The sequence below is a fragment of the Aurantiacibacter odishensis genome, assembly GCF_003605195.1.
GTDB lineage: Bacteria > Pseudomonadota > Alphaproteobacteria > Sphingomonadales > Sphingomonadaceae > Alteraurantiacibacter > Alteraurantiacibacter odishensis.
Window position 1 is genome coordinate 83,879 of sequence record NZ_QYOS01000020.1, and the last position, 21,001, is coordinate 104,879.

The 21,001-nt window shown below is 65.1% G+C and carries 30 protein-coding genes; 18 read left to right on the forward strand and 12 right to left on the reverse strand.

The genetic code is table 11. The features are described from left to right. Positions 1–110: 110 nt before the first annotated feature. The 5 genes from D4Q51_RS03690 to D4Q51_RS03710 are packed head-to-tail and all read right to left on the reverse strand — an operon-like array spanning position 111 to position 3,812. A complete protein-coding gene (locus D4Q51_RS03690) occupies positions 111–503 on the reverse strand; it encodes an HK97 family phage prohead protease (protein WP_240624549.1) in 393 nt (130 codons plus the stop codon). Further along, complete coding sequence (locus D4Q51_RS03695; RefSeq protein WP_120076401.1) at positions 500–808, reverse strand: DUF6127 family protein; 309 nt, start codon at positions 806–808, stop codon at positions 500–502. The genes D4Q51_RS03690 and D4Q51_RS03695 overlap by 4 nt, the downstream gene beginning before the upstream one ends. Then, positions 805–1,980, reverse strand: a complete 1,176-nt coding sequence (locus D4Q51_RS03700; RefSeq protein ID WP_120076402.1) for a phage portal protein — start codon at positions 1,978–1,980, stop codon at positions 805–807. Before D4Q51_RS03700 ends, D4Q51_RS03695 begins: the two co-directional genes overlap by 4 nt. Before the next feature lie 22 nt (positions 1,981–2,002). Further along, a complete protein-coding gene (locus tag D4Q51_RS03705; RefSeq protein ID WP_120076403.1) occupies positions 2,003–3,334 on the reverse strand; it encodes a DNA-packaging protein in 1,332 nt (443 codons plus the stop codon). Further along, entirely contained in the window at positions 3,321–3,812 is a 492-nt protein-coding gene (locus D4Q51_RS03710; protein ID WP_120076404.1) for a hypothetical protein, read from the reverse strand. Before D4Q51_RS03710 ends, D4Q51_RS03705 begins: the two co-directional genes overlap by 14 nt. Before the next feature lie 263 nt (positions 3,813–4,075). Here D4Q51_RS03710 and D4Q51_RS03715 point away from each other — a divergent pair, with 263 nt between their 5' ends. Genes D4Q51_RS03715 through arsB form a run of 4 tightly spaced genes read left to right on the forward strand, consistent with a single transcriptional unit; the run spans position 4,076 to position 6,644 of the window. After that, the gene (locus D4Q51_RS03715; RefSeq protein WP_120076405.1) at positions 4,076–4,720 is read left to right on the forward strand and encodes a YqaA family protein; all 645 of its coding nucleotides are present in this window, start codon (positions 4,076–4,078) and stop codon (positions 4,718–4,720) included. A 59-nt stretch (positions 4,721–4,779) separates the two neighbouring features. Beyond that, positions 4,780–5,109, forward strand: a complete 330-nt coding sequence (locus D4Q51_RS03720; protein ID WP_120076406.1) for an ArsR/SmtB family transcription factor — start codon at positions 4,780–4,782, stop codon at positions 5,107–5,109. Between the two features lie 3 nt (positions 5,110–5,112). Further along, on the forward strand, positions 5,113–5,619 hold the full coding sequence (locus D4Q51_RS03725) for an arsenate reductase ArsC (protein WP_120076407.1): 507 nt from the start codon (positions 5,113–5,115) through the stop codon (positions 5,617–5,619). After that, positions 5,619–6,644, forward strand: a complete 1,026-nt coding sequence (gene arsB, locus D4Q51_RS03730) for an ACR3 family arsenite efflux transporter (RefSeq protein WP_120076408.1) — start codon at positions 5,619–5,621, stop codon at positions 6,642–6,644. The genes D4Q51_RS03725 and arsB overlap by 1 nt, the downstream gene beginning before the upstream one ends. An 18-nt stretch (positions 6,645–6,662) precedes the next feature. On the opposite strand, the gene D4Q51_RS03735 is transcribed toward arsB, so the two are convergent. Genes D4Q51_RS03735 through D4Q51_RS03745 form a run of 3 tightly spaced genes read right to left on the reverse strand, consistent with a single transcriptional unit; the run spans position 6,663 to position 8,647 of the window. After that, positions 6,663–7,094, reverse strand: a complete 432-nt coding sequence (locus D4Q51_RS03735; RefSeq protein WP_120076409.1) for an OsmC family protein — start codon at positions 7,092–7,094, stop codon at positions 6,663–6,665. A gap of 52 nt (positions 7,095–7,146) precedes the next feature. Next, positions 7,147–8,397 (reverse strand): serine palmitoyltransferase, encoded by a 1,251-nt coding sequence (spt, locus tag D4Q51_RS03740; protein ID WP_120076410.1) that lies wholly within the window; start codon positions 8,395–8,397, stop codon positions 7,147–7,149. Between the two features lie 7 nt (positions 8,398–8,404). After that, positions 8,405–8,647, reverse strand: a complete 243-nt coding sequence (locus D4Q51_RS03745; RefSeq protein WP_120076411.1) for an acyl carrier protein — start codon at positions 8,645–8,647, stop codon at positions 8,405–8,407. Between the two features lie 156 nt (positions 8,648–8,803). Between D4Q51_RS03745 and D4Q51_RS03750 the strand changes: the two genes are divergently transcribed. Then, positions 8,804–9,334, forward strand: coding sequence for a Pycsar system effector family protein (locus tag D4Q51_RS03750; protein WP_120076528.1), 531 nt, complete (start codon positions 8,804–8,806; stop codon positions 9,332–9,334). A gap of 13 nt (positions 9,335–9,347) precedes the next feature. Here D4Q51_RS03750 and D4Q51_RS03755 read toward each other — a convergent pair whose 3' ends face one another. Further along, positions 9,348–9,737 (reverse strand): response regulator, encoded by a 390-nt coding sequence (locus D4Q51_RS03755; protein WP_120076412.1) that lies wholly within the window; start codon positions 9,735–9,737, stop codon positions 9,348–9,350. 25 nt (positions 9,738–9,762) lie between these two features. Here D4Q51_RS03755 and D4Q51_RS03760 point away from each other — a divergent pair, with 25 nt between their 5' ends. Genes D4Q51_RS03760 through D4Q51_RS03780 form a run of 5 tightly spaced genes read left to right on the forward strand, consistent with a single transcriptional unit; the run spans position 9,763 to position 13,080 of the window. Next, the gene (locus D4Q51_RS03760) at positions 9,763–10,083 is read left to right on the forward strand and encodes a DUF3572 family protein (RefSeq protein ID WP_120076413.1); all 321 of its coding nucleotides are present in this window, start codon (positions 9,763–9,765) and stop codon (positions 10,081–10,083) included. Continuing rightward, a complete protein-coding gene (locus D4Q51_RS03765; protein ID WP_120076414.1) occupies positions 10,080–10,727 on the forward strand; it encodes an HAD family hydrolase in 648 nt (215 codons plus the stop codon). The genes D4Q51_RS03760 and D4Q51_RS03765 overlap by 4 nt, the downstream gene beginning before the upstream one ends. Then, positions 10,724–11,185, forward strand: coding sequence for a RidA family protein (locus D4Q51_RS03770; protein ID WP_120076415.1), 462 nt, complete (start codon positions 10,724–10,726; stop codon positions 11,183–11,185). The genes D4Q51_RS03765 and D4Q51_RS03770 overlap by 4 nt, the downstream gene beginning before the upstream one ends. Beyond that, on the forward strand, positions 11,172–11,933 hold the full coding sequence (locus D4Q51_RS03775; protein WP_120076416.1) for a glycerophosphodiester phosphodiesterase family protein: 762 nt from the start codon (positions 11,172–11,174) through the stop codon (positions 11,931–11,933). The genes D4Q51_RS03770 and D4Q51_RS03775 overlap by 14 nt, the downstream gene beginning before the upstream one ends. A gap of 10 nt (positions 11,934–11,943) precedes the next feature. Further along, on the forward strand, positions 11,944–13,080 hold the full coding sequence (locus tag D4Q51_RS03780) for a GNAT family N-acetyltransferase (RefSeq protein ID WP_120076417.1): 1,137 nt from the start codon (positions 11,944–11,946) through the stop codon (positions 13,078–13,080). Here the strand turns inward: D4Q51_RS03780 and D4Q51_RS03785 are convergent. After that, positions 13,077–13,406: an SEL1-like repeat protein gene (locus D4Q51_RS03785; protein ID WP_120076418.1), complete on the reverse strand. Its 330-nt coding sequence runs from the start codon at positions 13,404–13,406 to the stop codon at positions 13,077–13,079. The two genes, D4Q51_RS03780 and D4Q51_RS03785, sit on opposite strands and share 4 nt — an antisense overlap. Before the next feature lie 283 nt (positions 13,407–13,689). On the opposite strand from D4Q51_RS03785, the gene dksA reads away from it, so the two are divergent. The 6 genes from dksA (at position 13,690) to kynU (ending at position 18,744) form a co-directional block, all read left to right on the forward strand. Further along, positions 13,690–14,148, forward strand: coding sequence for an RNA polymerase-binding protein DksA (dksA, locus tag D4Q51_RS03790; protein WP_120076419.1), 459 nt, complete (start codon positions 13,690–13,692; stop codon positions 14,146–14,148). A 143-nt stretch (positions 14,149–14,291) separates the two neighbouring features. After that, a complete protein-coding gene (locus tag D4Q51_RS03795; RefSeq protein WP_120076420.1) occupies positions 14,292–14,651 on the forward strand; it encodes a PilZ domain-containing protein in 360 nt (119 codons plus the stop codon). Between the two features lie 54 nt (positions 14,652–14,705). After that, positions 14,706–16,187 (forward strand): ABC transporter substrate-binding protein, encoded by a 1,482-nt coding sequence (locus D4Q51_RS03800; RefSeq protein ID WP_120076529.1) that lies wholly within the window; start codon positions 14,706–14,708, stop codon positions 16,185–16,187. A 108-nt stretch (positions 16,188–16,295) separates the two neighbouring features. Next, the gene (locus D4Q51_RS03805) at positions 16,296–16,691 is read left to right on the forward strand and encodes a DUF4112 domain-containing protein (protein WP_120076530.1); all 396 of its coding nucleotides are present in this window, start codon (positions 16,296–16,298) and stop codon (positions 16,689–16,691) included. Between the two features lie 35 nt (positions 16,692–16,726). Then, on the forward strand, positions 16,727–17,521 hold the full coding sequence (locus tag D4Q51_RS03810; protein WP_120076421.1) for a tryptophan 2,3-dioxygenase: 795 nt from the start codon (positions 16,727–16,729) through the stop codon (positions 17,519–17,521). Beyond that, positions 17,518–18,744, forward strand: a complete 1,227-nt coding sequence (kynU, locus tag D4Q51_RS03815; RefSeq protein ID WP_120076422.1) for a kynureninase — start codon at positions 17,518–17,520, stop codon at positions 18,742–18,744. Before D4Q51_RS03810 ends, kynU begins: the two co-directional genes overlap by 4 nt. 4 nt (positions 18,745–18,748) lie before the next feature. Here kynU and D4Q51_RS03820 read toward each other — a convergent pair whose 3' ends face one another. Further along, complete coding sequence (locus D4Q51_RS03820) at positions 18,749–18,955, reverse strand: hypothetical protein (protein WP_120076423.1); 207 nt, start codon at positions 18,953–18,955, stop codon at positions 18,749–18,751. A 232-nt stretch (positions 18,956–19,187) separates the two neighbouring features. Then, complete coding sequence (locus D4Q51_RS03825) at positions 19,188–19,796, reverse strand: HNH endonuclease (protein ID WP_120076424.1); 609 nt, start codon at positions 19,794–19,796, stop codon at positions 19,188–19,190. A 122-nt stretch (positions 19,797–19,918) separates the two neighbouring features. Between D4Q51_RS03825 and gluQRS the strand changes: the two genes are divergently transcribed. Together gluQRS and D4Q51_RS03835 are read left to right on the forward strand one after the other, a co-directional pair. Continuing rightward, positions 19,919–20,776 carry a tRNA glutamyl-Q(34) synthetase GluQRS gene (gene gluQRS / locus D4Q51_RS03830; RefSeq protein ID WP_120076425.1) on the forward strand — a complete coding sequence of 286 codons (858 nt, stop codon included), beginning with the start codon at positions 19,919–19,921 and terminating at the stop codon, positions 20,774–20,776. Further along, positions 20,773–21,000, forward strand: a complete 228-nt coding sequence (locus tag D4Q51_RS03835) for an HIG1 domain-containing protein (RefSeq protein WP_120076426.1) — start codon at positions 20,773–20,775, stop codon at positions 20,998–21,000. Before gluQRS ends, D4Q51_RS03835 begins: the two co-directional genes overlap by 4 nt. Position 21,001 lies beyond the last annotated feature (1 nt).

Below are 21,001 nucleotides of genomic sequence, written 5' to 3' on the forward strand. Positions count from 1 at the left end.
TTTCGGTGGGGGAGAGTAATCTTCGGGCGCGAAGCGACCGCAAGCGCGAACGCGCGTCGGCCGGTCAGGCCGGAAGCCAAGGCTGCGGACGCAGCCGCCGGCGCTTGAGGCTAAACAAACAGGTGGACTCGCGCATTCGGTTGCAGGGGGTGGGTGACGAGGCTGACTTCGAACAGGTCGATATCCTCCAGCACGCGCCCGGCTGGCCCGCGGCGGTATCCGCGGGCGCGGTAACCGAAGCTAAGGCCGTTGGTGCGGCGCGAGAGGAGTTCCTGGCTGGCGCGGCTGTCAGGGTTGTCTATGCGGGCGATCACCCTCAGGCCGCGCGCGTCTTCCTGCGCCAGTTCGACGGTTCCGATCGGCTGGTCCGGGTTGTGCTGCCAGTAGAGCGGGAGCGGTTCCTTCCGCTCCGCCAGCGTGCGGGCGAAAGCGCCTTTCACGATCACGTCCTTCGCGCTGTCGGCAATGTCGAATAGGGCGGCGTAACCCGCGATACGGGTCAACGCAGCAGCTCCGGCACGCCGATGCGCACGGCGATGCCGATCAGCAGCAGCGCCATCAGGCCGCGCACGCACCATTCTATCACCGCCTTGGATGCGCTGGCCTTCGCCGCGCGCCAGGCGCTCAGCAATTCGCGCAGTTCGTCGAGATCGTCGTGCGCGCCCTCGTCGTCGAGGCCCAGCTTGTCGAGCACGCGTTCCGCGCCCAGTTCGCTCGATTCCTCCACGATGGCGCGCAGCGTCACCAGGTCCGCGCCGGTATCGATCGCCTGGGCCACCAGCCCGGCGAGCATGTCTTGTCGGTTCATGTGTTGTCTCCAGCAGGCGCCGAAGCCGGGGCAAGACCAAGCATCGCGCGCTTCTCGTCAGCGGTAAGGAAGTCGGCCCCGCTCACCTGCGACCACAGCTTCTCGCGGTCCTCCGCCAGCGCGGGCACTCGGTCGAGATCGACCGACAGCGCGAGGTCCGGAAACCACGGCGAGAGGCCCTGCGAGAGGCCGTCGAGGATCTTGGCCGCCAACGGCAGCAGGGTGAGCCGCCACAGCGCGCGGTTGGCCTCGCGGTAATTGGAATAGGTGTTGTCGCCCGGCAGACCGAGCAGCATGGGCGGCACACCGAAAGCGAGCGCAATGTCGCGCGCAGCCGCCGCTTTCAGTTCGGCAAAGTCCATGTCGGCGGGCGAGAGGGACAGGCTCTGCCACTTGAGGCCCCCTTCCAGCAGCATCGGACGGCCCGCGTTGCCGCCGCCCTGGTAGGCGCTGGAAAGCTCTGCCTTCAGCCGGTCGAACTGGTCGGCCGTGAGGCCAGCGGTGTCGCTGCCGTTGTCATAGACCAGTGCGCCACTGGGCCGCGCCGCGTTCTCCAGCAGCGCGAGGTTCCAGCGCGCGGCCTCGTTGTGGATCGCCACGGCCTGTTCGGCAGCAGAAAGGCAGCCCGCGCCGTAGTGATCGTCCGCCGGGTGGAAAGCCTTGAGGTGGATGAGGCAGGGCCAGCCGTCCTCGTCCTCCACCGGAATGTCGCGGGTCATGTCGCCCACGCGGTAGCGGTAGCCGACGGGCCAGCCATTCTCGCCCTGCACGACCGAGACCCGCTCGGGCCGCAATGCGAACAGCGAGGCGGGGCGATTGCCCACGCCTTTTCCGATCTGCACGAAGGCATTGCCGTGCAACAGCAGGTGCGCGGCAAGCGTTTCCATCAGCGATCCGCCATCCTGCGCGGCGCGCAGCATCACGGCGATCTCCGGAGCAGTGTGGGACAGGGGCGCATTGCCTACCCCCTCCGCCACGATCCGCACCGCCCGCTGGGCGACCGGATTGTCGAGAAACGCGTGGCGCACGGCGGAGCGATATTCGAACGGCTGGCGAGCACCGCCGCGCTCGTGCGTCCACCCCCAGGCGGAATGAAACCCGCGCCCGATAGGCACGGCTGTAGCTCCGCCACCGCCCTTGAAGGCGGCGCGGAGGCTGTCGAAGAATGACATCGTGTTTCCTTTGTCTAGTGGCCTAGAGTTGTCGGACAGCAGGCTCGCCCCGCTTGCCCAGCATCAGTTCCGTCATTGCCCACACCAGCGCATCGGCCCTGTCAGGCGAGCGCCCCGGTCCTTCGTAGCCGCCGCCGGCCATCACGCCGCACAGTTCGTCTTCCAGGGGCGGGAAGGTGCCCACGTGGTTCACGCGGCCTGCTTCGTAGAGCGCGGCGACGGGTTCGGCGCGCGCGCTTTTGCCGGTCCTGGCGTGGACCAGTTTCAGCGGCATTTGGCAGTCGGCGGCGCGCAGCACGCTTTCCACCATCGCGCCACCCTGGTTGGCCTCGGCCACCACGCGGTCGGCTTTCCAGGCAATCGCGGCGGCGGCCACGGCGCGTGCCCAGCGTTCGGGGCTGGGGCGCTCCACGCTGGCATCGGCCAGCACCTTGGCCTGCCCGCTCTCTGTGACAGCGCAGACCACGATCCCGCAGGCATCGCCGCGCGCGCTGGCGGGCGGGTCCACGCCGATCACGGTGCGTACGCGCTGCTCCAGGCACAAGGTCTCGCGGCACTGCTCCAGCATGGAGCGGGACCACAGCGCGCCCTCGACATCGGCCAGCAATTCGCCGTCCAGCTCCTGCCGACCCAGCGCGCTGCCACCGTATTGCCCGCGAATGGTCTGGATAAAGCCCGTGGGGAGGTGGTCAACATTGTCGTAAGTGCTGCCCCGCGTCACCACCACGCCGGGGTCCCGCTCCTGCTCGATCAGGCGGCGCATGATCGGCACCGCGCGCGGGGTGGTGGTGGCGAGGACTTGCGGGTTTTCACCCAGGCGCAGGCCCATTTGCAGGTTGTCCCACGTCTTCATCGCGCGCTCCGAAGAATTATCCCATTTGGCAATTTCATCACACCAGGCATAACCATGTTGCGGGCCGCGCAGGCTTTCCGGCTCGCTGGCGGAATAGAGTGTTGCCTGCGCGCCATTGGGCCAGGTCAGCCGCCGTAGAGAGGGTTCGAATTCCGGCCCGTCCGGGTAGAGGTGGCAGGCAAGGATGCCGCTCTCGCCTTCCACCATCACGGCGCGCGCTTCCGCGATGGAACGGGTGACGAGGGCGATGCGGGCATCGGGGTTGTCCTCCGCCACGTGGCGCACCCATTCGGCCCCGGCGCGGGTCTTCCCAAAGCCGCGCCCGGCACAGATCAGCCACAGCCGCCAGTCCTGTGCAGGCGGCATCTGTTCGCGGCGCGCCCAAAGCGGCCAGTGGTATTCCAGCAGGTCGCGCTCTGCCGCGTTGAGTTCATCGAGGAAATCGTAGCGTTCCGGGTCCTCCGCCTTGGCGAGCGCCTTGCCGCGCTCAATCTCTTCCATTGGCCCCGACTTCGCTAACGCCCTTTACGACGCCATCCTCCTTCAGCAGCTTCTCCGCCGCGGCGCGGCGCTCGCGCATCCGGTCCAGCTTGGCATTCAGGCCGGCGAGGACGGTGGCCTTGTCGCGGCTGCCCTGCCGGGCCTTTTCCTTGGCCGCTGCCTCGCGGTGCGCGGCCAGCAGGCGCAGGGCATTGGCAATGTCGAATTTCGTTTCGCCCGGCGGCGTTCCGAAGCGAAGCCGCTGCAGCGTTTCCATTTCCAGGTGCTCGTATCCTTCCAGCAGGGCCGCGCTCCACTGGGCGCGGAATTCGGGGTTTTCCCGTCGCCACTTGTAGACGTACGACGTCATGGCTCCGGCCTTCTCGGCGGCCTTGGTGACGTTCGAGGTTTCGGCCAGCTCTTCCAGAAAGACGTGCTTCCAGTTCTGTTTCAGGTTCTGGCCCCGCTGTTCCTTGCGCGGTTTTACGCGTTTCGACATGTGATCCCGCCCTTGTCCTGAGCGATTGCCGAGCGCGCCGTGCGGGCACGAAAAAGGGCGGCTCCCGTAACGGGACCGCCCTTGAAGCGCCTCCTCGATGGGGCGGCGCCGACTCGGTTTATCGCGATGTTCCGTTTCTCTAACCAAACAGTGTGACGATGTCAACGTGAAAGTGCCATATGGGTTAGTTTGTTGGACTCGCCCTCACACTTGCGGGGCCGGTGAACCTGCCGTAGATGCCGCAAAACCTTCAGGGACTTTCCATGCTTCGCGGACTTTACAACTGGACGATGGCCAAGGCCGCGCATCCCCATGCGCAGTGGTGGCTGGCGTTCTTCTCGTTCATCGAATCGAGTTTCTTCCCCATCCCGCCGCACCCGCTGCTGGGTCTGATGTGCCTGGCGGAGCCGAAGCGGGCGATCCGCTTTGCCCTGATCTGCACGCTGGCATCGGTGCTGGGCGGCCTGTTTGGGTACCTCATCGGTTATTTCCTCTACGAAGCCGTGGGCGAATGGCTGATCGGAATGCTGGGCCTGACGGACAGCTTCCCCAAGGCCGCCTGCTACATCCGCGAACAGGGCGCGGCAGCGGTGTTCCTTGCCGCGGGTACGCCGATCCCATTCAAGCTGATGACCATCACCGCCGGGTTCATCGAGATGAACCTCGTGACCTTCATCCTCGCCGCGATCGCGGGCCGGGCGCTGATCTTCATGGTGGTGGGCGTGCTGTTCCAGTTCTTCGGCGCGCCGATCAAGGCGATCATCGACAAGTACCTGGGCACCGTCACCACGATCTTCGTTGTCCTGGTGGTGGCCGGTTTCATCGCCATCACCCAGCTTGGCGGCCACGAGGGCGAGGCCGACGCGAGCGACCCTTGCGCCAACGTCACTTCGATGGAGCAGCTTTAATTCGACAGTTGTCGAAATAACGCTTGCGCTGGCGGGCGGATATTTCGATAAGTGTCGAAATGAAGCAGCAAGACGTTATCGCCGCGCTCGGAGCGCTCGCGCAGGATTCGCGGCTGGAGGTGTTCCGCCTGCTCGTTCGCACCGGCAAGGAAGGGCTGGCCGCAGGCGATATCGCGCAGCGGCTGGGCATCCCTGCATCCTCGCTATCGTTCCACCTGTCGCAGTTGCACGAGGCCGGGCTAGTGTCCCAGCGGCGAGAGGGCCGCTCGCTGATCTACAGCGCCGACTATGCCAGCATGAACGCGCTGATGGCCTTCCTCACCGAGAACTGCTGCGAGGGGGAGGGTTGCGAAGCGACTGCCGCCCCGCGTACTGCCGGAGCCTGCTGAGCCATGCGCAACGTGCTGTTCCTGTGCACCGCCAACTCGGCCCGCTCGATCCTTGCCGAGGCGATCCTTCGCGATGCCGCGCCGGGCCGCTTCGCCGCATTCTCCGCCGGCAGCACGCCGCGCGGTGTGCCCAATCCGCTGGCGCTTGAACTGCTGGCGGCGAAGGGGCACGCGGTGGACGGCCTTTCCTCCAAGAGCTGGGACGTCTTCGCGGGAGAGGGCGGGCCGACCATCCACGCCGTCATCACAGTGTGCGACAATGCCAAGGGTGAAAGTTGTCCGATATGGCCCGGCCATCCGGTGCAGGCCCACTGGGGCATTCCCGATCCCGCGAGCGTGGCAGCCGACGGCACCCACATCGATGGGGAACTGGCGGGCTTCGAAACCGCCTACGCGCGCCTTAGCCAGCGGATCGAGGCGATGCTGGCGCTGGACGATGATTCGATGACAGCGCGCGAATGGCGCGATGCGCTCATTGCCATTGGCAAACAAAGCGAGGGAGCAAGCTGATGGCATCGTTCGAACGCTACCTGTCGGTCTGGGTGGCACTCGCCATCGCTGCGGGCGTGACGTTCGGCCTGATTGCCCCCGGTGTGGCGGCGGGCCTGGCGGGGCTGGAATACGCCTCGGTCAATCTCGTGGTCGCGGTGCTGATCTGGGCGATGATCTACCCGATGATGGTCGCCGTCGATTTCGGTGCGATCCGCGATGTCGGCACGAAGCCCAAGGGGCTCATCATCACCGTGGTGGTGAACTGGCTGGTGAAGCCTTTCACTATGGCAGCCCTCGCGGTGCTGTTCTTCGATTATCTCTATTCGGGCCTGATCGCACGGGACGATGCGCAGCAATACATTGCCGGGCTGATCCTGCTGGGGGCGGCGCCGTGCACCGCGATGGTATTCGTTTGGTCGCAACTGACGAAGGGCGATCCGGCCTACACGCTGGTTCAGGTGTCGGTGAACGACCTGATCATGATCGTCGCTTTCGCTCCCATCGTTGCCCTGCTGCTGGGCGTTACCGATATCGTGGTGCCGTGGGACACGCTGCTGCTGTCCGTCGTGCTTTACGTTGCCATTCCGCTGCTTGCCGGATGGCTGACGCGCCGGGCGATTACCGGAAGTGCGAAAGGCAACCACAACGCTGTCGGGGCCTTCACGGCCCGCCTGAAACCATTCTCGATCCTCGGCCTGCTCGCCACCGTCGTCCTGCTGTTCGCCTTCCAGGCAGAGACTATCGTCGGCCAGCCAATGCTGATCGTGCTGATCGCCATCCCGATCATCATCCAGTCCTACGGGATCTTTGCCGTGGCATACGCCGCCGCATGGGCGTGGCGCGTGCCACATGCCATCGCGGCACCCTGCGCGCTGATCGGCACGTCGAATTTCTTCGAACTGGCCGTGGCGGTGGCTATCGGCCTCTTCGGCCTTTCCAGCGGCGCTGCGCTGACCACGGTGGTCGGCGTGCTGGTGGAAGTTCCGGTGATGCTGTCGCTGGTGGCGCTTGCCAACCGGTCGCGGGAGAAATTTTCCGGCTGACCGGTTGGCAAAGAGCGATCAGCCCTCGAACTTCGTTTCGAGAGTGATCTCGGTATCGAGAAGGCGAGAGATCGGGCAGCCTTCCTTGGCGTCCTTCGCCAGTTCCTCGAACTTCGCCTGGTCCATGCCGGGCACCTTGCCCTTTGTGCTGAGTGCCGACTTCGTCACCTTGAAGCCGGCATCGTCCTTCTCCAGCGTGACTTCGGCGTGGGTGACGACGGAGCCGTCGGTATGCCCGGCCTCGGCCAGCTTGAAACTCAATGCCATGGTGAAACAGCTGGCATGGGCCGCCGCGATCAGCTCTTCCGGATTGGTGCCGGGCTCGTCCTCGAACCGGGTCTGGAAACCGTAGGGCTGCGCGGCGAGCGCGCCCGAGCCGGTGGACACGTGACCCTTGCCGCCTTTGCCAAGGCCCTCGTACGTCGCGCTGCCGGTGTTGGTCGTCTTCATGGGGAAATCTCCTTTCCACATGAAGACGAGCAGCAGGCGGCGCTGTTCCGGATCAGATAATACCCACGGCCTTTCCGGCGCGTTCGAACATGCCGAGGATGGTTTCCACCTCCTCGTCGGAATGCACGGCGCACAGCGAACAGCGAAGCAGCGTCATGTTGGCAGGTGTTGCCGGCGGGCGGGCGAGGTTGACGTAAAGCCCCTCGGTCAGCAGCGCGCTCCACATGGCGGCGCCCTTTTCCAGGTCCGGCATGATCACCGCGACGATGGCGCTCTGTGGCTCGTCGGTGCCCAGCTTGAAGCCGAGCTGCGTCAGGCCCGAGTGCAGGCGCTGCGAGTTCTTCCACAGGTGCTCGCGCTTGTCCTTCGCCGTCATCAGCTTGCGGATCGACGTTGCCGCCGTGGCTACCACGCTGGGCGGCAGGCTGGCGGTGAAGACGTACGGGCGGCACACCAGGCGCATGATCTCGAACTTGGGATGGTTGGAGACGCAGAAGCCGCCAACCGTGCCCACGCTCTTCGAGAAAGTGCCGATGATGAAATCGACATCGTCGATGACGCCTGCCTGTTCCACCACGCCGCGGCCATGTTCGCCGATGAAGCCCATCGAGTGCGCCTCGTCCACCAGCACCATCGCGCCGTTGTCCTTGGCGATCTTCACCATTTCCTTGAGCGGGGCGATGTCGCCCAGCATCGAGTAGACGCCTTCCAGCACCACCAGCTTGCCCGCGCCTTCGGGAATGCGCTTCAGGCGCTTTTCCATTGCGGTAATGTCGTTGTGCTTGAACGGCACAATCTCGGCGTTGCCCATCGCGCAGCCATCCCAGATTGAGGCGTGGCTATCGATGTCGAGCACGACGTAGTCGCCCTTGCCCGCGATCGTGGAAATGATGCCGAGATTAGCCTGGTAGCCGGTGGAGAAGACCATTGCGTGGTCCATGTCGTAGAACTCGCGCAGCGCGTCCTCGCACTCCTTGTGGCCCTGGTAGGTGCCGTTGAGCACGCGGCTGCCGGTGGTGCCGGAGCCGAAATCGGCCAGCGCCTTCTGCCCGGCGGCCACCACGTCCGGGTCGAACGTCATGCCCATGTAGTTGTAGGTGCCCAGCAGGATCGTGTCGCGCCCGTTGCAGATCGCGCGGGTGGGGGAGAGCACGCGCTCCATAACCAGTGAGAACGGATCTTCCACGCCGCTGGCGAGCAGGTTCTCGCGCAGCTTGATGGTGTCGTCGAACTTGCTGAACAGGTCGGGCGTGTCGCCGGTGAGTTCAGGCGGCTGGTCCGCCTGCATGATGCCTTCGCTCATAGCGTCCTCAGCTGCTCACCAGGTCGTGCACGGCATCGACGAGCTGGCCGTACTTCTCGATCTCGGCCTGCTGGTTCATCGAGATGATGATGTCGAATTCGTCCTCGATCTCGGCGACGAAATCCATCACCGTCAGGCTGTCGAATTCCAGGTCGCCGGCGAAGGTCGTGTCCTCGGTGATGGCGATGCCCTTCTTGTTGAAGGGCTCTATGATCTTGCGAATGCGGGAATCGACTTCGGCGCGGTCCATGCAGGAAATGTCCTCAAAGGCTACTGTGGCTGCTCCCCCTATAGGGGAGGCGAACGCCCGCGGCAAAGCTTTCGCGCCGCTGCTTGTCAAGCCGTTTGGCTCTTGGCAGGTTCACGAGAAGCGCCGCAGGTGGGCGGCCGCAATGGCGGGGGCACGATGAACGAAACGAAAACCGGGGAGCCGCGCAAGTTCGCCACCAATTCGGTGCAGATGCTGCGCACGGTGCAATCGAACACGCTGGCGCTGTCGCAGATGGCGGACCAGAAGGCCTCGATCCTGATGGGTGCGACCTTCGTGGTGTTCTCCATTGCGATAGGCCGCGCGCTGGAAGGAGAGATGCCATGGTCGCTGACGGTGCTGGCCGTGTTCGCCTTCCTCAGTTCGCTGTCGGCGGCGTGGGCCGTGATGCCTTCCATCCTGAGGCCGCCGCAGGTGCCGAACGGGCAGCAGAACCCGCTGTTCTTCGGTCATTTCACCTATCGCGACGAGAAGGAGTGGGCGGATGAATTCCTAGGGCAGATGCAGGACGAGGAAACGATGTTCCGCATGATGCTGCGCGATCTCTACCAGAACGGACTGGTGCTGCAGCGGCGCAAGTATCGCTACCTGACCTATGCCTACAGGCTGTTCATTGCAGGAATGGTGCTGACGCTGGCGGTGGCCGCCATCGAGTATTCGCTCGTCTGACTGGCTGGTCTGACTAGCTGGCAACCGCCTTGGGCGCGCCGTCGACGAGGCCCCTTACCGCCGCCATGAACGGGCCGATGGAAACGGGCTTTGCAAGGTAGCCTTCGGCGCCGGATTCGCGGATGCGCTGCTCATCACCCTTTCCGGCATAGGCGGTCACCGCCAGCACCGGCACTTCGCACAGGTCTGCATCGTGCTTGAGGATGGAGATGAGATCGAGGCCGGAGACGTCCTGCAACTGGATATCCATGACGACCAGGTTGGGCGTGAAAGCGCGGGCGGCTTCGATGGCGAGATTGCCGTCGGCCACCGGCTCGACAGAAAAGCCACCTGCCTGCAGCACGTCGCAGAAAAGTTTCCGGTTTAGATCGTTGTCCTCGACAACGAGGATACGCTTCGTCATTTAGCCCCCGAACCCCTCCGACCCGATGGAGGGACAACCAAACACTTATATTTATTACGGACTGCCAACCATTCTTAACACAGGTGAAGATTACGTAAAGGATGCTTCCGCATTAGCCCTTGCCGCCCTCGGCTGGGTGCTGGCGGACGAGCGGCGGGCGCACCGTTTTCTCGACCTGACCGGCCTATCGCCCGATGGCCTGCGCGAATCGATTGACGAAGTCTCCACGCACCGCGCCGTCCTCGATTTCCTCAGCCAGCACGAGCCGGACCTGCTGGGCGCGGCAGAGGCGCTGGACGTGCCGCCTGAAACGCTGGTTGCCGCTCGAAAGGACCTGCGCCGATGACCCCACTTTCCAACACTGGTCGCCCACTCGTCGTCACCGATTGCGATGAAGTGCTGCTGCACATGGTCCGCCATTTCCGCGACTGGCTGGATAGAGAGCACGACATCGAGTTCCAGCTGGAAGGCGATCCCTTCGTCCAGTCCATGCGCCGCCGCAGTGGCGAGCAGCCGCTGGAGGAGAAGGAGGTCTGGTCCCTGCTGGGCGGGTTCTTCGACACGCAGATGGACCGGCAGGAGCCGATCGACGGCTCGATAAGCGCGATCCGCGAATTGCAGCGCGAGGCCGACGTGGTGGTGCTCACCAATCTCGTCGACGAGCGCAACGAGGCGCGCCGCCGCCAGCTGGAATCGCTCGGCATCACCGCGCCGGTGTATACCAACCAGGGGCCGAAAGGCGGCGCGCTGTCGCGCATCGTGGAGGAGCACGGATCGCAGCGGATCGTTTTCGTGGACGATATCGCCAAGCATCACGAATCGGCGATGGAGACGATCCCGCACGTCCATCGCCTGCATTTCGTGGGCGAGCCGGCCATTGCCCCGCACGTCCCCTGCGCGCACAAGGCGGGCCACGCCCATGCGCGGATAGACACGTGGGCGGATGCCCTGCCATGGATCATGGAAACCCTGCACGGAGAGAAACAATGAGCATCGAGGCACGCCTTCAGGAACTCGGCATTGCACTGCCGGAAGTCTCGCCCCCGCTGGCCAGCTACGTGCCGGTGATGGTGCAGGGCGATCTCGCTTTCGTGTCGGGGCAGTTGCCGTTCATCGACGGCGAAGTGGTGACAGGCACTTTGGGCAAGGATGTCGACCTCGATAAGGCAATCGCCGCCGCGCGTGCCTGCGGGCTGATGATCCTGGCGCAGCTTCGCCACGAGATCGGCTCGCTCGACCGGGTGGAACGGATCGTCAAGCTGGGCGGCTTCGTCGCCTGCACCCCCGATTTCACGGACCAGCACAAGGTGGTGAACGGCGCGTCCGACCTGATGGCCGAGGTGTTCGGCGACATGGGCCGCCACGCCCGCGCTGCCGTGGGCGTGCCCAGCCTGCCGGTGGGGGCTGCGGTGGAAGTGGATGCGGTGATCGCCATTGGGCCTCGCTGACCTCGAGCGATCCGGGAAACTCGCCGCGCTGCATTCGCGCGCCTACGCCCATCGCGGGCTGCACGATACCGGTGTGCCGGAAAACTCGCTGGCGGCGTTCAAGGCGGCCATCGCGGCGGGACTTGGCATCGAATGCGATATTCGCAAAAGCAGCGACGGGCGGGCGATCGTGTTTCACGATGCGGACCTGGCGCGGCTGACAGGCCGGGAAGGGGCCATGGGTGCCTTCCCCGTCGGCGACCTCACCGCCATGACCCTGACCGGCAGCGAGGACACCATTCCAACGCTGCGAGACGTGCTGGACCTCGTCGATGGCCAGGTGCCGTTGCTGGTGGAACTCAAGAGTGACGATCGCCGCCCCGTCGGTGCGCTGTGCCGCGCGGTCCGCCGGGACCTGGAGGGTTACACGGGTGCGGTAGGCGTAATGAGCTTCGACCCGCGAATCCCGCGCTGGTTCGCCGGCAAGGAGCCGGAAGTGCTGCGGGGGCTGGTGGTGACGGAGCAGAATGCGCGCACCTTGATCGACAGCATCAAGCGCCGCCTGTCGGTGTCCCATGCGAAGCCCGATTTCCTCGCCCTCGACATCCGCGACCTGCCCAGCTCGCTTGCCAGATCGCAAGCGCGCAAGGGCCGCGCGCTGTTCACCTGGACGGTACGCAGCGCGGCGCAGGTGGAAACCGCCTTGCAGGCAGAGGCCGTGCCCATAGCCGAAGGTCCGGGGGTGGCAGCATGTGAGGCGGGTGCCTAGATTGAGGCCGATGGCCGAATCCTCTTTCACCGCCAGAGTAGCCCCGGCAGTCGGCGACATTCCCGCCGCCCAGTGGGATGCGCTGGCGGGCAAGGACAATCCCTTCACCAGCCACGCCTTCCTGACCTTGCTTGAGGAATCGGGCAGCGTCGGTCCCGGCACGGGCTGGCAGGCCGCGCCCCTGCTGCTGGAGGATGCCTCGGGCACGCTGGTGGGCGCACTGCCCAGCTACCTGAAGGGGCACAGCCAGGGCGAATACGTGTTCGACCAGGCCTGGGCCGATGCCTGGCACCGCGCGGGCGGAGAGTACTACCCGAAACTTCAGGTCAGCGTGCCTTTCACGCCCGCCACCGGCCCACGCCTGCTGCTGGCGGACGAGGGCTACGCCCCGCTGCTGCTAAGCGCGGCGGAGCAACTGGTGCAGCAGAACGGCTGGTCGAGCGCGCACGCGACATTCATCGAACCTGCCCAGCAGAAGCTGTTCGAGGACGCCGGCTGGCTGCGGCGCGAGGATATCCAGTTCCACTGGTACAACCGCGATTACGATAGCTTCGACGGGTTCCTCGCCGATCTCACCAGCCGCAAGCGCAAGGACCTGCGCAAGGAACGGCGCGCGGCGAACGAGGGGCTGGAGGTAAAGGCGCTGACGGGCGACGACATCCGGCCAGAGCACTGGGACGCCTTCTGGCTGTTCTACCAGGATACCGGCGCGCGCAAGTGGGGCACGCCCTACCTGACGCGCGCGGCGTTCGACCTGATGGGAGAGCGCATGGCGGACCGCGTGCTGCTGCTGCTGGCCTACGAAGACGGCAGGCCTATTGCGGGCGCGCTCAATTTCATCGGCGGGCAGGCGCTATACGGCCGTTACTGGGGCTGCCTGTCGGACAGGCGCTTCCTGCATTTCGAGCTGTGCTATTATCGCGCCATCGATGCGGCGATAGAGCTGGAGCTGGACCGCGTCGAAGCGGGCGCGCAGGGTGGGCACAAGCTGGCCCGTGGTTATGAGCCCGTGGCGACAGTGTCGATGCACTACCTCGCCGATCCGGGTTTTCGCGACGCGGTGGAGGATTTTCTCTCCCGCGAGCGGATGGGCGTGGGCATGGACCAGCTACATCTGGCCCAGCGTACGCCCTTCAGGAAGGGTTAGGCAGCGTCGGCCTCGCCGCGCAGCCATTCGCGCGCACGGCGCTGGGCTTCGGCGATTTCACGGGCGGTCATCTCGTCCGACACGTCGGCGCGGCACCAGCAGGCGGCTTCGTGCCCCTGTGCGGCGGCGAGGTTGAACCACTTGTGCGCCTCGATCAGGTCGCAATCCACGCCGTGGCTGCCGGTGGAATAGGCCACGCCCAGGTCGTAGTAGGCATTGGTATCGCCTTCCGCGGCGGCGGCCAGGCAGCGCGCCACCAGCATGTCGGCCCCCGACACGTCGGCAGGTTCGATCTTTGCAAAAGTCTCGATCTTGGCAAGTTCCATGATCGCTCGTCCCCATGTTGCTCCGCCGGACCAATGTGTGTCCGGACAGGGCGATGTTTTGATGAACGTGGTCAAGAAATGGTTAACGCGGCGGGAGAATTGTTGATTCCGCCCTTGACGGTGGGCTTCTCGAGATTGCCGCTTGTGCCGACTTTGCGTGAGCCCTATAGGGCCGCCGGACGACGGCTTCAGCAGCCGGGGGGATAGATCCCGATTCAAGGACGGGACGGTCGCCGGGTGCAGCAGGGGAAGCTTTCACGGATCCGTTTTTCGGAGTGACTGAATGGCCACCGCCACCCATGACGATATCGACATCCTAGCCAAGGCGAAGCGCGCCCTGCCCGCGGATTACTCGCCAAGCGAAGATGAAGAATACATGTCGGAGAAGCAGCTGAACTACTTCCGCGTCCTGTTGCTGGAGTGGAAGCGCAGCATCGTCCAGGCATCGGAGGGCACCCTGCAAAGCCTGCAGGACGGCCCCATACGCGAACCCGACCTCAACGATCGCGCCTCCAGCGAAACCGACTGGGGCATCGAACTGCGTACCCGTGATCGCCAGCGCAAGCTGATCTCCAAGATCGACGCGGCGCTGCGCCGCATCGACGAGGGCGAATACGGCTGGTGCGACAAGTCCGGCGAGCCCATCGGCATCAACCGCCTGATCGCGCGCCCGATCGCCACCATGACCGTGGAAGCGCAGCAGGCGCACGAGCGGCGCGAAAAGGTTTCCCGCGACAGCTGATCGCTTCCATGACCCGGAATGGGACAGGTGCAACGCTGATCGCAGGTCTTAACAACTCGTTAGGCAATTGGGCCCAATTCCGTGCGCGTCATTCGCGTGCAAGCTGATGACCGTGTCGCAACGGAAACGAAGAGCAAGCAGCCATGAGCAATGTCGATACCCGCCAGGTCGATCGCGACAGCCTGTTCCTGCTCGCGCAGCTGCGCGTCGACGGGCGCGACGAGACCTACCGCGTCAAGGTGCGCAACCTTTCCGCAGGCGGGATGATGGCCGAAGGCGACGTGAAAGTGCTGCGCGGCGCGCTGGTGGAAGTGGAACTGCGCAACATCGGCTGGGTCGATGGCACCGTCGCCTGGAAGCAGGACAACCGTTTCGGCATCGCTTTCGTGGACGAGATCGACCCAAGGCGCGCCCGCGCCTCGGTCAGCGGGTCCACCGTCAACCACGGAGCCGGCCCGAAGCAGGTGTTTGGCTCCGACGGCAAGCGCATGCTCAAGCTCTAGGCCGGTTAGCAAGCCCGGTTGAAGCCGCCCGCGACCGCGCCTATCGCAGCGGGCATGGTCGCCCGGCGATTCCTCCCTCTCGCAGCACTTTGCGCCGCCCTTGCCGCCTGCGGCTCGGCGGACGATGGCGCTGTTGACGTGGCGCTCATCGGCTCACCCGAAAGCGTTCTGACCACCAGCCTGCGCCTCTCCGCTCCCGCCCAGCACGTGCGCGCGGCCACCCAATCGGGCCTTGTCGCGCTCAACGCGCAAGGGGAAACCGTCCCTGCGCTGGCAGAACGCTGGATCGTGACCGACGACGGGCGCAGCTTCATCTTCCGCCTGCGCGAGGGCACCTGGCCCGACGGCTCCGAACTCACCGCCGCCAGCGCGCGCGATGCGCTGGAAGACGCTATTGATGGGCTGCAAGGCACGTCGCTGGGGCAGGACCTTGCCCCGGTGGAGGAAGTGCGAGCGATGGCCGGAAGGGTGATCGAGTTGCGGCTTTCCACGCCCGAGCCCTACCTGCTGCAGATCCTCGCCCAGCCGGAACTGGCGCTGCGCCAGCCCGGCGGCGAAACCGGGCCGATGACCCTGCAGCGCGAGGGCGAAGCGATCTCTCTGATGTTCAAGCCGCCGCTGGAACGCGGCCTGCCCGACGACGAGGAATGGCAGGAGGACGTGCGCGAAATCCGCCTGCATCCGCTGTCGGCCGAGGAGGCCATCGCCATGTTCGACAGCGGCGAGGCGGAAACGGTGATCGGCGGCACGCTGGGCAATTTCCCGCTCGTGGAAACCGGACCGTTGTCTTCCGGCACCCTGCGGCTGGACACGACCTACGGCCTGTTCGGCCTGCAGGTGCGCGCCGACGGCGGCCTGCTGTCCAACACCGGCGTGCGCGAGGGTCTGGCAATGGCGATAGACCGGCCTGCGCTTCTAGCGCGCTACAACATCAGCGGCTGGGTGCCCACGACGCGGCCCGTTTCTCCGGGCCTTCCGGGCGACCCGGGGCTGGTGAACGAACGCTGGGTGGACCAACCCATCGAGGAATTGCGCGAGGAGGCCGCCGCGCGCATTTCCGCATGGCGCGCCCAGTTCGATGAGGGCGACCTGTCGCAGCCCGCGCGCGTCACGCTTGCCATCGGCGATGCGCGTGGCTGGGAGCTGCTCTACCGCGATCTTGCCGCCCAGTTCGCCACCGTCGGCCTCAGGCTGGAGCGGGCGGAGGATGCGCGCGATGCGGACCTGGTGCTGGTGGACCGCGTGGCCCGCTATCCGGCGCCGCGCTGGTTCCTCAACCAGTTTCATTGCAGCCTCGACCGCGGCCTGTGCGATGAAAACGTGGATGCGCTGGTGGAGATCGCGCTGGCCGAAACCGATCCCGTGGCCCGCGCCCGCACTATGGCACAGGCGGAGGCGGAGCTGACGCTGGCCAATGTCTACATCCCCATCGGCGCGCCGCTGCGCTGGTCGCTGGTGCGCGGCAGCGTGGATGGCTTCCTGGCGAACCCCTATGCCTTCCATCCCTTGCCGGAGATGGCGCAGATACCCAGATAGTGGCCAAGGAGATACCGCTTCATGGCCGATAAGCCGGAAACGAAACTGACAGTGCTGGAACCCGAACCGCAGGACGGGGCTGGTACCCAAGCCGGGCGTGCGCGTCGCATGAACACCATGCAGGACCTGCCCATCGGCAACGATCCCGCCTCCATCCGCCGCCGGATAGAGGCGATGGAAATGGTGCTGGAGCGCAGCTTCGTCGTGCCCGGCATCAATCGCCCGGTGGGCCTCGATGCGATCATCGGCCTGGTGCCGGTAGTGGGCGATATCATCGCCATGGGGCTGGGCGCGTGGATCGTGTGGGAAGCGCGCAACCTTGGCCTGCCCAAGTGGAAGCTGTGGCGCATGGCCGGCAATGTCGCGTTCGACAGCGCGGTGGGCGCGGTGCCGGTGGCGGGTGACCTGTTCGACTTCATGTTCCGTTCCAACACGCGCAACCTGAAGATCGTGAAGAAGCACCTCGACAAGCACCACCCTGCCAGCAAGGTGATCGACCAGTAGTTTCCTTCGTGACCGGTTTGGCGTAGGCGGAAAGCATGGCCAAGCGCGACGTCACCTATTCATCCTACCTCGATCTCGAGCGTATCCTGTCGGCGCAGCACCCTGCGTCCGATGCGCACGACGAATTCCTGTTCATCATCGTCCACCAGGCCAGCGAGCTGTGGCTGAAGCTGTGCCTGCACGAACTCGAAGCCGCGCGCGAACTGGTGATCGCGGACAACCTTGGTCCCGCCTTCAAGATGCTGGCCCGCGTGGCGCAGGCGCAGCGGCAGCTGATCTCCAGCTGGGACGTGCTTTCCACCATGACGCCGCACGACTATTCGCTCGTGCGCCCGCACCTCGGCAATTCCAGCGGCTTCCAGTCGGCGCAGTACCGGCTGATGGAATTCATCCTAGGCGGCCGCAATCCCGACATGGTGACGATGCACGAGGCGACGCCCGAAGTGGCGGACAAGCTGAAGGCCGAACTGGCGCGGCCCAGCCTCTACGGCGAAGTGCTGCGCCTGCTGCAGCGGCGCGGTTTCGACCTGCCGGACGATATTTTCGACCGTGACCTTACAGCTCCGCACGAACCGCTGGACGTGGTGACCGAAGCCTGGGCGCAGGTCTACCGCGAACCGCAGAAATACTGGGACCTCTACGAACTGGCGGAAAAGCTGGTGGACCTCGAATACCACTTCCAGCGCTGGCGTTTCGGCCACCTGAAAACGGTGGAGCGGGTGATCGGCTTCAAGCGCGGCACCGGCGGCACGGCCGGGGTTCCTTACCTCGAAAGTGTGCTGAAGCTGGGCTTCTTCCCCGAACTGCTGGCCGTGAGGACGCAGATTTGACCCGCTGGCAGGACGAAGCCGCGCGCCTTGATGCCGCCGATCCGCTGGCGGATGCCCGCGCGCAGTTCCTGATCGACGACGATCTTGCCTACCTCGACGGCAACTCGCTGGGCGCCTTGCCCAAGGCGACGCCGGAGCGGGTTGCCGAGGTGGTGCGCGAAGAATGGGGCGACGGGCTGATTTCCAGCTGGAACGCGGCGAACTGGATAGACCTGCCGCAGCGTATCGGCGCAAAGATCGCGCCGCTGGTGGGTGCGCAGCCGCACGAGGTGGTGGTGGCGGATTCGGTTTCGGTGAACCTGTTCAAGCTCATCAGCGCGGCTCTGGCCATGCGACCGGGGCGCAAGGTGGTGCTGAGCGAACCCGGCAATTTTCCCACCGATCTCTACATGATCGAGGGGTTGGAGAAGCAAGGCCTTGCCGAGCGGCGGCTGGCGAAGCGGGGGAGCATCGAAAGCGCGCTGGATGGCGACGTTGCGCTGCTGCTGCTGACCCATGTGCACTACAAGACCGGCGAAATGTTCGACATGGCGCGGCTGACGAAAGCGGCGCACGATGCGGGCGCGCTGGTGCTTTGGGACCTGTCGCATTCCGTTGGCGCGGTGCCGGTGGACCTGAGCGGCGCAGGGGCGGACTTCGCAGTGGGCTGCGGCTACAAGTACCTGAACGGCGGCCCCGGCGCCCCGGCCTTCGCCTTCGTGGCGGAGCGGCACCATAAACAGTTGCAGCAGCCGTTGAGCGGCTGGATGGGGCACGCGAAGCCGTTCGAATTCTCCGACGATTACGAACCCGCGCCTGGCGTCGACCAGCTGCTGTGCGGCACGCCGCCGATCGTGTCGATGAGCGCGCTGGAAGTGGGTGTGGACCTGATGGCGGACATCGGCATCGAAGCGCTGGTGGCAAAATCGCGCAGGCTTTCCGAATTCACCCGCGCGGCCATGGCGGACCTGGTGCCGGAACTGCCCTGCATTTCGCCCGAGGACCCGGAGGTGCGCGGCAGCCAGCTCTCCTTCCGGCAGCAGCACGCTTACGAACTGTGCCAGGCCCTGATCGCGCGCCGAGTGGTGGGCGATTTCCGCGCGCCAGACGTGCTGCGCCTCGGTTTCGCGCCAGCCTACGTGCGCTTTGCCGACTGCTGGCGTGCGGTGCGCACACTTCGCGATATTCTCGACAGCGGGGAATGGCGAAAGGCTGAATACGCCGAGCGTTTGGCGGTCACCTGAAGTCTCAGATATCGAAGCCCGGTTGCGGTGTGACTTTGGCCAGGTCGATGCGGACGAGGGCGGCGCTTTCGGGTTTGAGCTCGCGCGTCAGGAACGCACCCAGCACCGCGGCGCTCGCCACCATCACCAGCAGCATCAGCGCGCACCATGCCCGTCCGGCCATGCCCAGCTTTTCGCGCTCTGGCGCTTCGATGGCGTCTCGCTCGCCCATGGGTGAAGCCTACGGATGACGGGTTTAGGAGCCGTTAAAGCTGTTCGGCACCTTTCCTACGCTCACAACCGCGCTCCACGTTGCGCGAATGATCGAGAAAGCGCGGACAATACCGGGAAACGAAAGGTTACAGGCCCAACGCGGAATGCATGTGCAAACTGCTGCTTTCACTCGGGAAATACTGCGGAGGAAGTTTTCCAAAACGCCCCTGTCGGCGTTCCACGTTACCGCCTCACTCCTCCAGCTCGATGTCCCAGTACAGCCAGTCGCGCCAGGTTTCGTGCAGGTAGTTGGGCGGAAATGCCTTGCCGTGCTGCTGCAATTGCCAGCTCGTCGGCCGGATGGGCTTCACGTAAAGCTGCATCCCCGCCTCTTTCGGCGTGCGCCCGCCCTTCTTCATGTTGCACGGCGCGCAGGCGGTGGCGATGTTCTCCCACGTAGTCTTGCCGCCCTGCCTGCGCGGGATCACGTGGTCGTAGGTCAGGTGCTGCTGGCTGCCGCAGTACTGGCAGGTGAACTTGTCGCGCAGGAACAGGTTGAAGCGGGTGAAGGCGGGAAACTCGCTGGTCTTCACATATTGCCGAAGCGCGATGACGCTGGGCACCTTCATGTCCAGCGATTGCGAGTGCACCGCCCTGTCGTAGCTGGCGACGATATCGACGCGCTCTAGGAACACCGCCTTGATCGCGGTCTGCCAGGGCCAGAGGCTGAGCGGGTAGTAGGACAGCGGAGTGTAATCCGCATTGAGCACGAGTGCCGGGCAGCTCTCCAGCGTCCGGGTCGGGTCTTCTGCCGCGCTCCGGAATCTCGCGGCCCGTTCGATCAGTTCGGCTTTGAACACGCCTGTGTCCTCCCTGATACGTCTAGAAATGCACTTGCACGGCAAAGCGTCAACCCTGTTACAGACAGGCTATCCACAGTGATATTCACAAGGCGCCGCCTAATGTCCTATGCGGGTCGCGCATGATCGTTACCCGTTTCGCCCCCAGTCCAAACGGCCCGCTGCACCTCGGCCACGCCTGGTCCGCCGTGGTGGCGCACGATCTGGCGCGCGAGAGGGGCGGGCGTTTCCTGCTCAGGATCGAGGATATCGACGGTGCCCGGTCCCGCCCCGAACTGGCGGACGATTTTCGCCGCGACCTGGAATGGCTGGGGCTGGAATGGGACGAAGTGCCCGCGCAGTCGACCCGGCTGGATAGCTACGAAGCGGCGGCGCGGCGCCTGATGGACGAGGGCCTGCTGTACCGTTGCACCTGCACGCGGACGGAGATCCAGGCGCTGGAACCGCGCATGGGGCCGGAAGGGCTGGTCTACCCCGGCACCTGCAAGGGGCTTCATCGCGATCTTGACCGCCCAAGCGCCCTGCGGCTGGACGTGGATGCGGCCATGGCCCGTGCCGGTGAGCTGTTCTGGAAAGACGAGACTGCCGGGCGCATCGCCGCCGATCCGCGCGAACTGGGCGATGTCGTGCTGGTAAGGAAGGATGCGCCCGCCAGCTATCACCTTGCCGCCACGCTGGACGATGCGGCGGACGGTGTCACGCTGGTAACGAGAGGGGCGGACCTGTTCTTCGCCAGCCACATCCACCGCCTATTGCAGGAACTGCTCCGCCTGCCAGTGCCCACGTGGCACCACCACGCGCTGCTGCTGGAGGAAGACGGGAAGAAACTGGCAAAAAGCCGCCGGTCGGGCGAGCGCGGACTGGGCCTGACGGAGATGCGCGAGGCGGGGAAAGATGGCCGTGCGCTTGCCGAAAACCTGCGCATGGGCCAAATGCCGTGTGGCATTGCCCTGTCACGCTTCCCACATGGTGAAACATGAATACATTCCTCATCATCCTCCTCGCCATCTTTGCCATCATGGCCGCCGTCTCGCTGGTTCGCGGCATCGTCGCCTTCCTGCAGACCACCAAGCTGGACCTCGAAAGCGGGGGCGAGAACTCCAAGGAACTGATGGAGCGTCAGAACAAGGCGATGTTCGCTCGTATCAAGTACCAGGCGCTGGCGATCGTTGTCGTCGCCGTGCTGCTGATGGTAAACAGCTGAC

Coding starts and splice junctions, on each gene's coding strand:
- D4Q51_RS03695 (WP_120076401.1), bottom strand. CDS start 808: ATGAACCGACAAGACATGCTCGCCGGGCTGGTGGCCCAGGCGATCGAT.
- D4Q51_RS03700 (WP_120076402.1), bottom strand. CDS start 1,980: ATGTCATTCTTCGACAGCCTCCGCGCCGCCTTCAAGGGCGGTGGCGGA.
- D4Q51_RS03705 (WP_120076403.1), bottom strand. CDS start 3,334: ATGGAAGAGATTGAGCGCGGCAAGGCGCTCGCCAAGGCGGAGGACCCG.
- D4Q51_RS03710 (WP_120076404.1), bottom strand. CDS start 3,812: ATGTCGAAACGCGTAAAACCGCGCAAGGAACAGCGGGGCCAGAACCTG.
- D4Q51_RS03715 (WP_120076405.1), top strand. CDS start 4,076: ATGCTTCGCGGACTTTACAACTGGACGATGGCCAAGGCCGCGCATCCC.
- D4Q51_RS03720 (WP_120076406.1), top strand. CDS start 4,780: ATGAAGCAGCAAGACGTTATCGCCGCGCTCGGAGCGCTCGCGCAGGAT.
- D4Q51_RS03725 (WP_120076407.1), top strand. CDS start 5,113: ATGCGCAACGTGCTGTTCCTGTGCACCGCCAACTCGGCCCGCTCGATC.
- arsB (WP_120076408.1), top strand. CDS start 5,619: ATGGCATCGTTCGAACGCTACCTGTCGGTCTGGGTGGCACTCGCCATC.
- D4Q51_RS03735 (WP_120076409.1), bottom strand. CDS start 7,094: ATGAAGACGACCAACACCGGCAGCGCGACGTACGAGGGCCTTGGCAAA.
- spt (WP_120076410.1), bottom strand. CDS start 8,397: ATGAGCGAAGGCATCATGCAGGCGGACCAGCCGCCTGAACTCACCGGC.
- D4Q51_RS03745 (WP_120076411.1), bottom strand. CDS start 8,647: ATGGACCGCGCCGAAGTCGATTCCCGCATTCGCAAGATCATAGAGCCC.
- D4Q51_RS03750 (WP_120076528.1), top strand. CDS start 8,804: ATGAACGAAACGAAAACCGGGGAGCCGCGCAAGTTCGCCACCAATTCG.
- D4Q51_RS03755 (WP_120076412.1), bottom strand. CDS start 9,737: ATGACGAAGCGTATCCTCGTTGTCGAGGACAACGATCTAAACCGGAAA.
- D4Q51_RS03760 (WP_120076413.1), top strand. CDS start 9,763: ATGGAGGGACAACCAAACACTTATATTTATTACGGACTGCCAACCATT.
- D4Q51_RS03765 (WP_120076414.1), top strand. CDS start 10,080: ATGACCCCACTTTCCAACACTGGTCGCCCACTCGTCGTCACCGATTGC.
- D4Q51_RS03770 (WP_120076415.1), top strand. CDS start 10,724: ATGAGCATCGAGGCACGCCTTCAGGAACTCGGCATTGCACTGCCGGAA.
- D4Q51_RS03780 (WP_120076417.1), top strand. CDS start 11,944: ATGGCCGAATCCTCTTTCACCGCCAGAGTAGCCCCGGCAGTCGGCGAC.
- D4Q51_RS03785 (WP_120076418.1), bottom strand. CDS start 13,406: ATGGAACTTGCCAAGATCGAGACTTTTGCAAAGATCGAACCTGCCGAC.
- dksA (WP_120076419.1), top strand. CDS start 13,690: ATGGCCACCGCCACCCATGACGATATCGACATCCTAGCCAAGGCGAAG.
- D4Q51_RS03795 (WP_120076420.1), top strand. CDS start 14,292: ATGAGCAATGTCGATACCCGCCAGGTCGATCGCGACAGCCTGTTCCTG.
- D4Q51_RS03800 (WP_120076529.1), top strand. CDS start 14,706: ATGGTCGCCCGGCGATTCCTCCCTCTCGCAGCACTTTGCGCCGCCCTT.
- D4Q51_RS03805 (WP_120076530.1), top strand. CDS start 16,296: ATGAACACCATGCAGGACCTGCCCATCGGCAACGATCCCGCCTCCATC.
- D4Q51_RS03810 (WP_120076421.1), top strand. CDS start 16,727: ATGGCCAAGCGCGACGTCACCTATTCATCCTACCTCGATCTCGAGCGT.
- D4Q51_RS03820 (WP_120076423.1), bottom strand. CDS start 18,955: ATGGGCGAGCGAGACGCCATCGAAGCGCCAGAGCGCGAAAAGCTGGGC.
- gluQRS (WP_120076425.1), top strand. CDS start 19,919: ATGATCGTTACCCGTTTCGCCCCCAGTCCAAACGGCCCGCTGCACCTC.
- D4Q51_RS03835 (WP_120076426.1), top strand. CDS start 20,773: ATGAATACATTCCTCATCATCCTCCTCGCCATCTTTGCCATCATGGCC.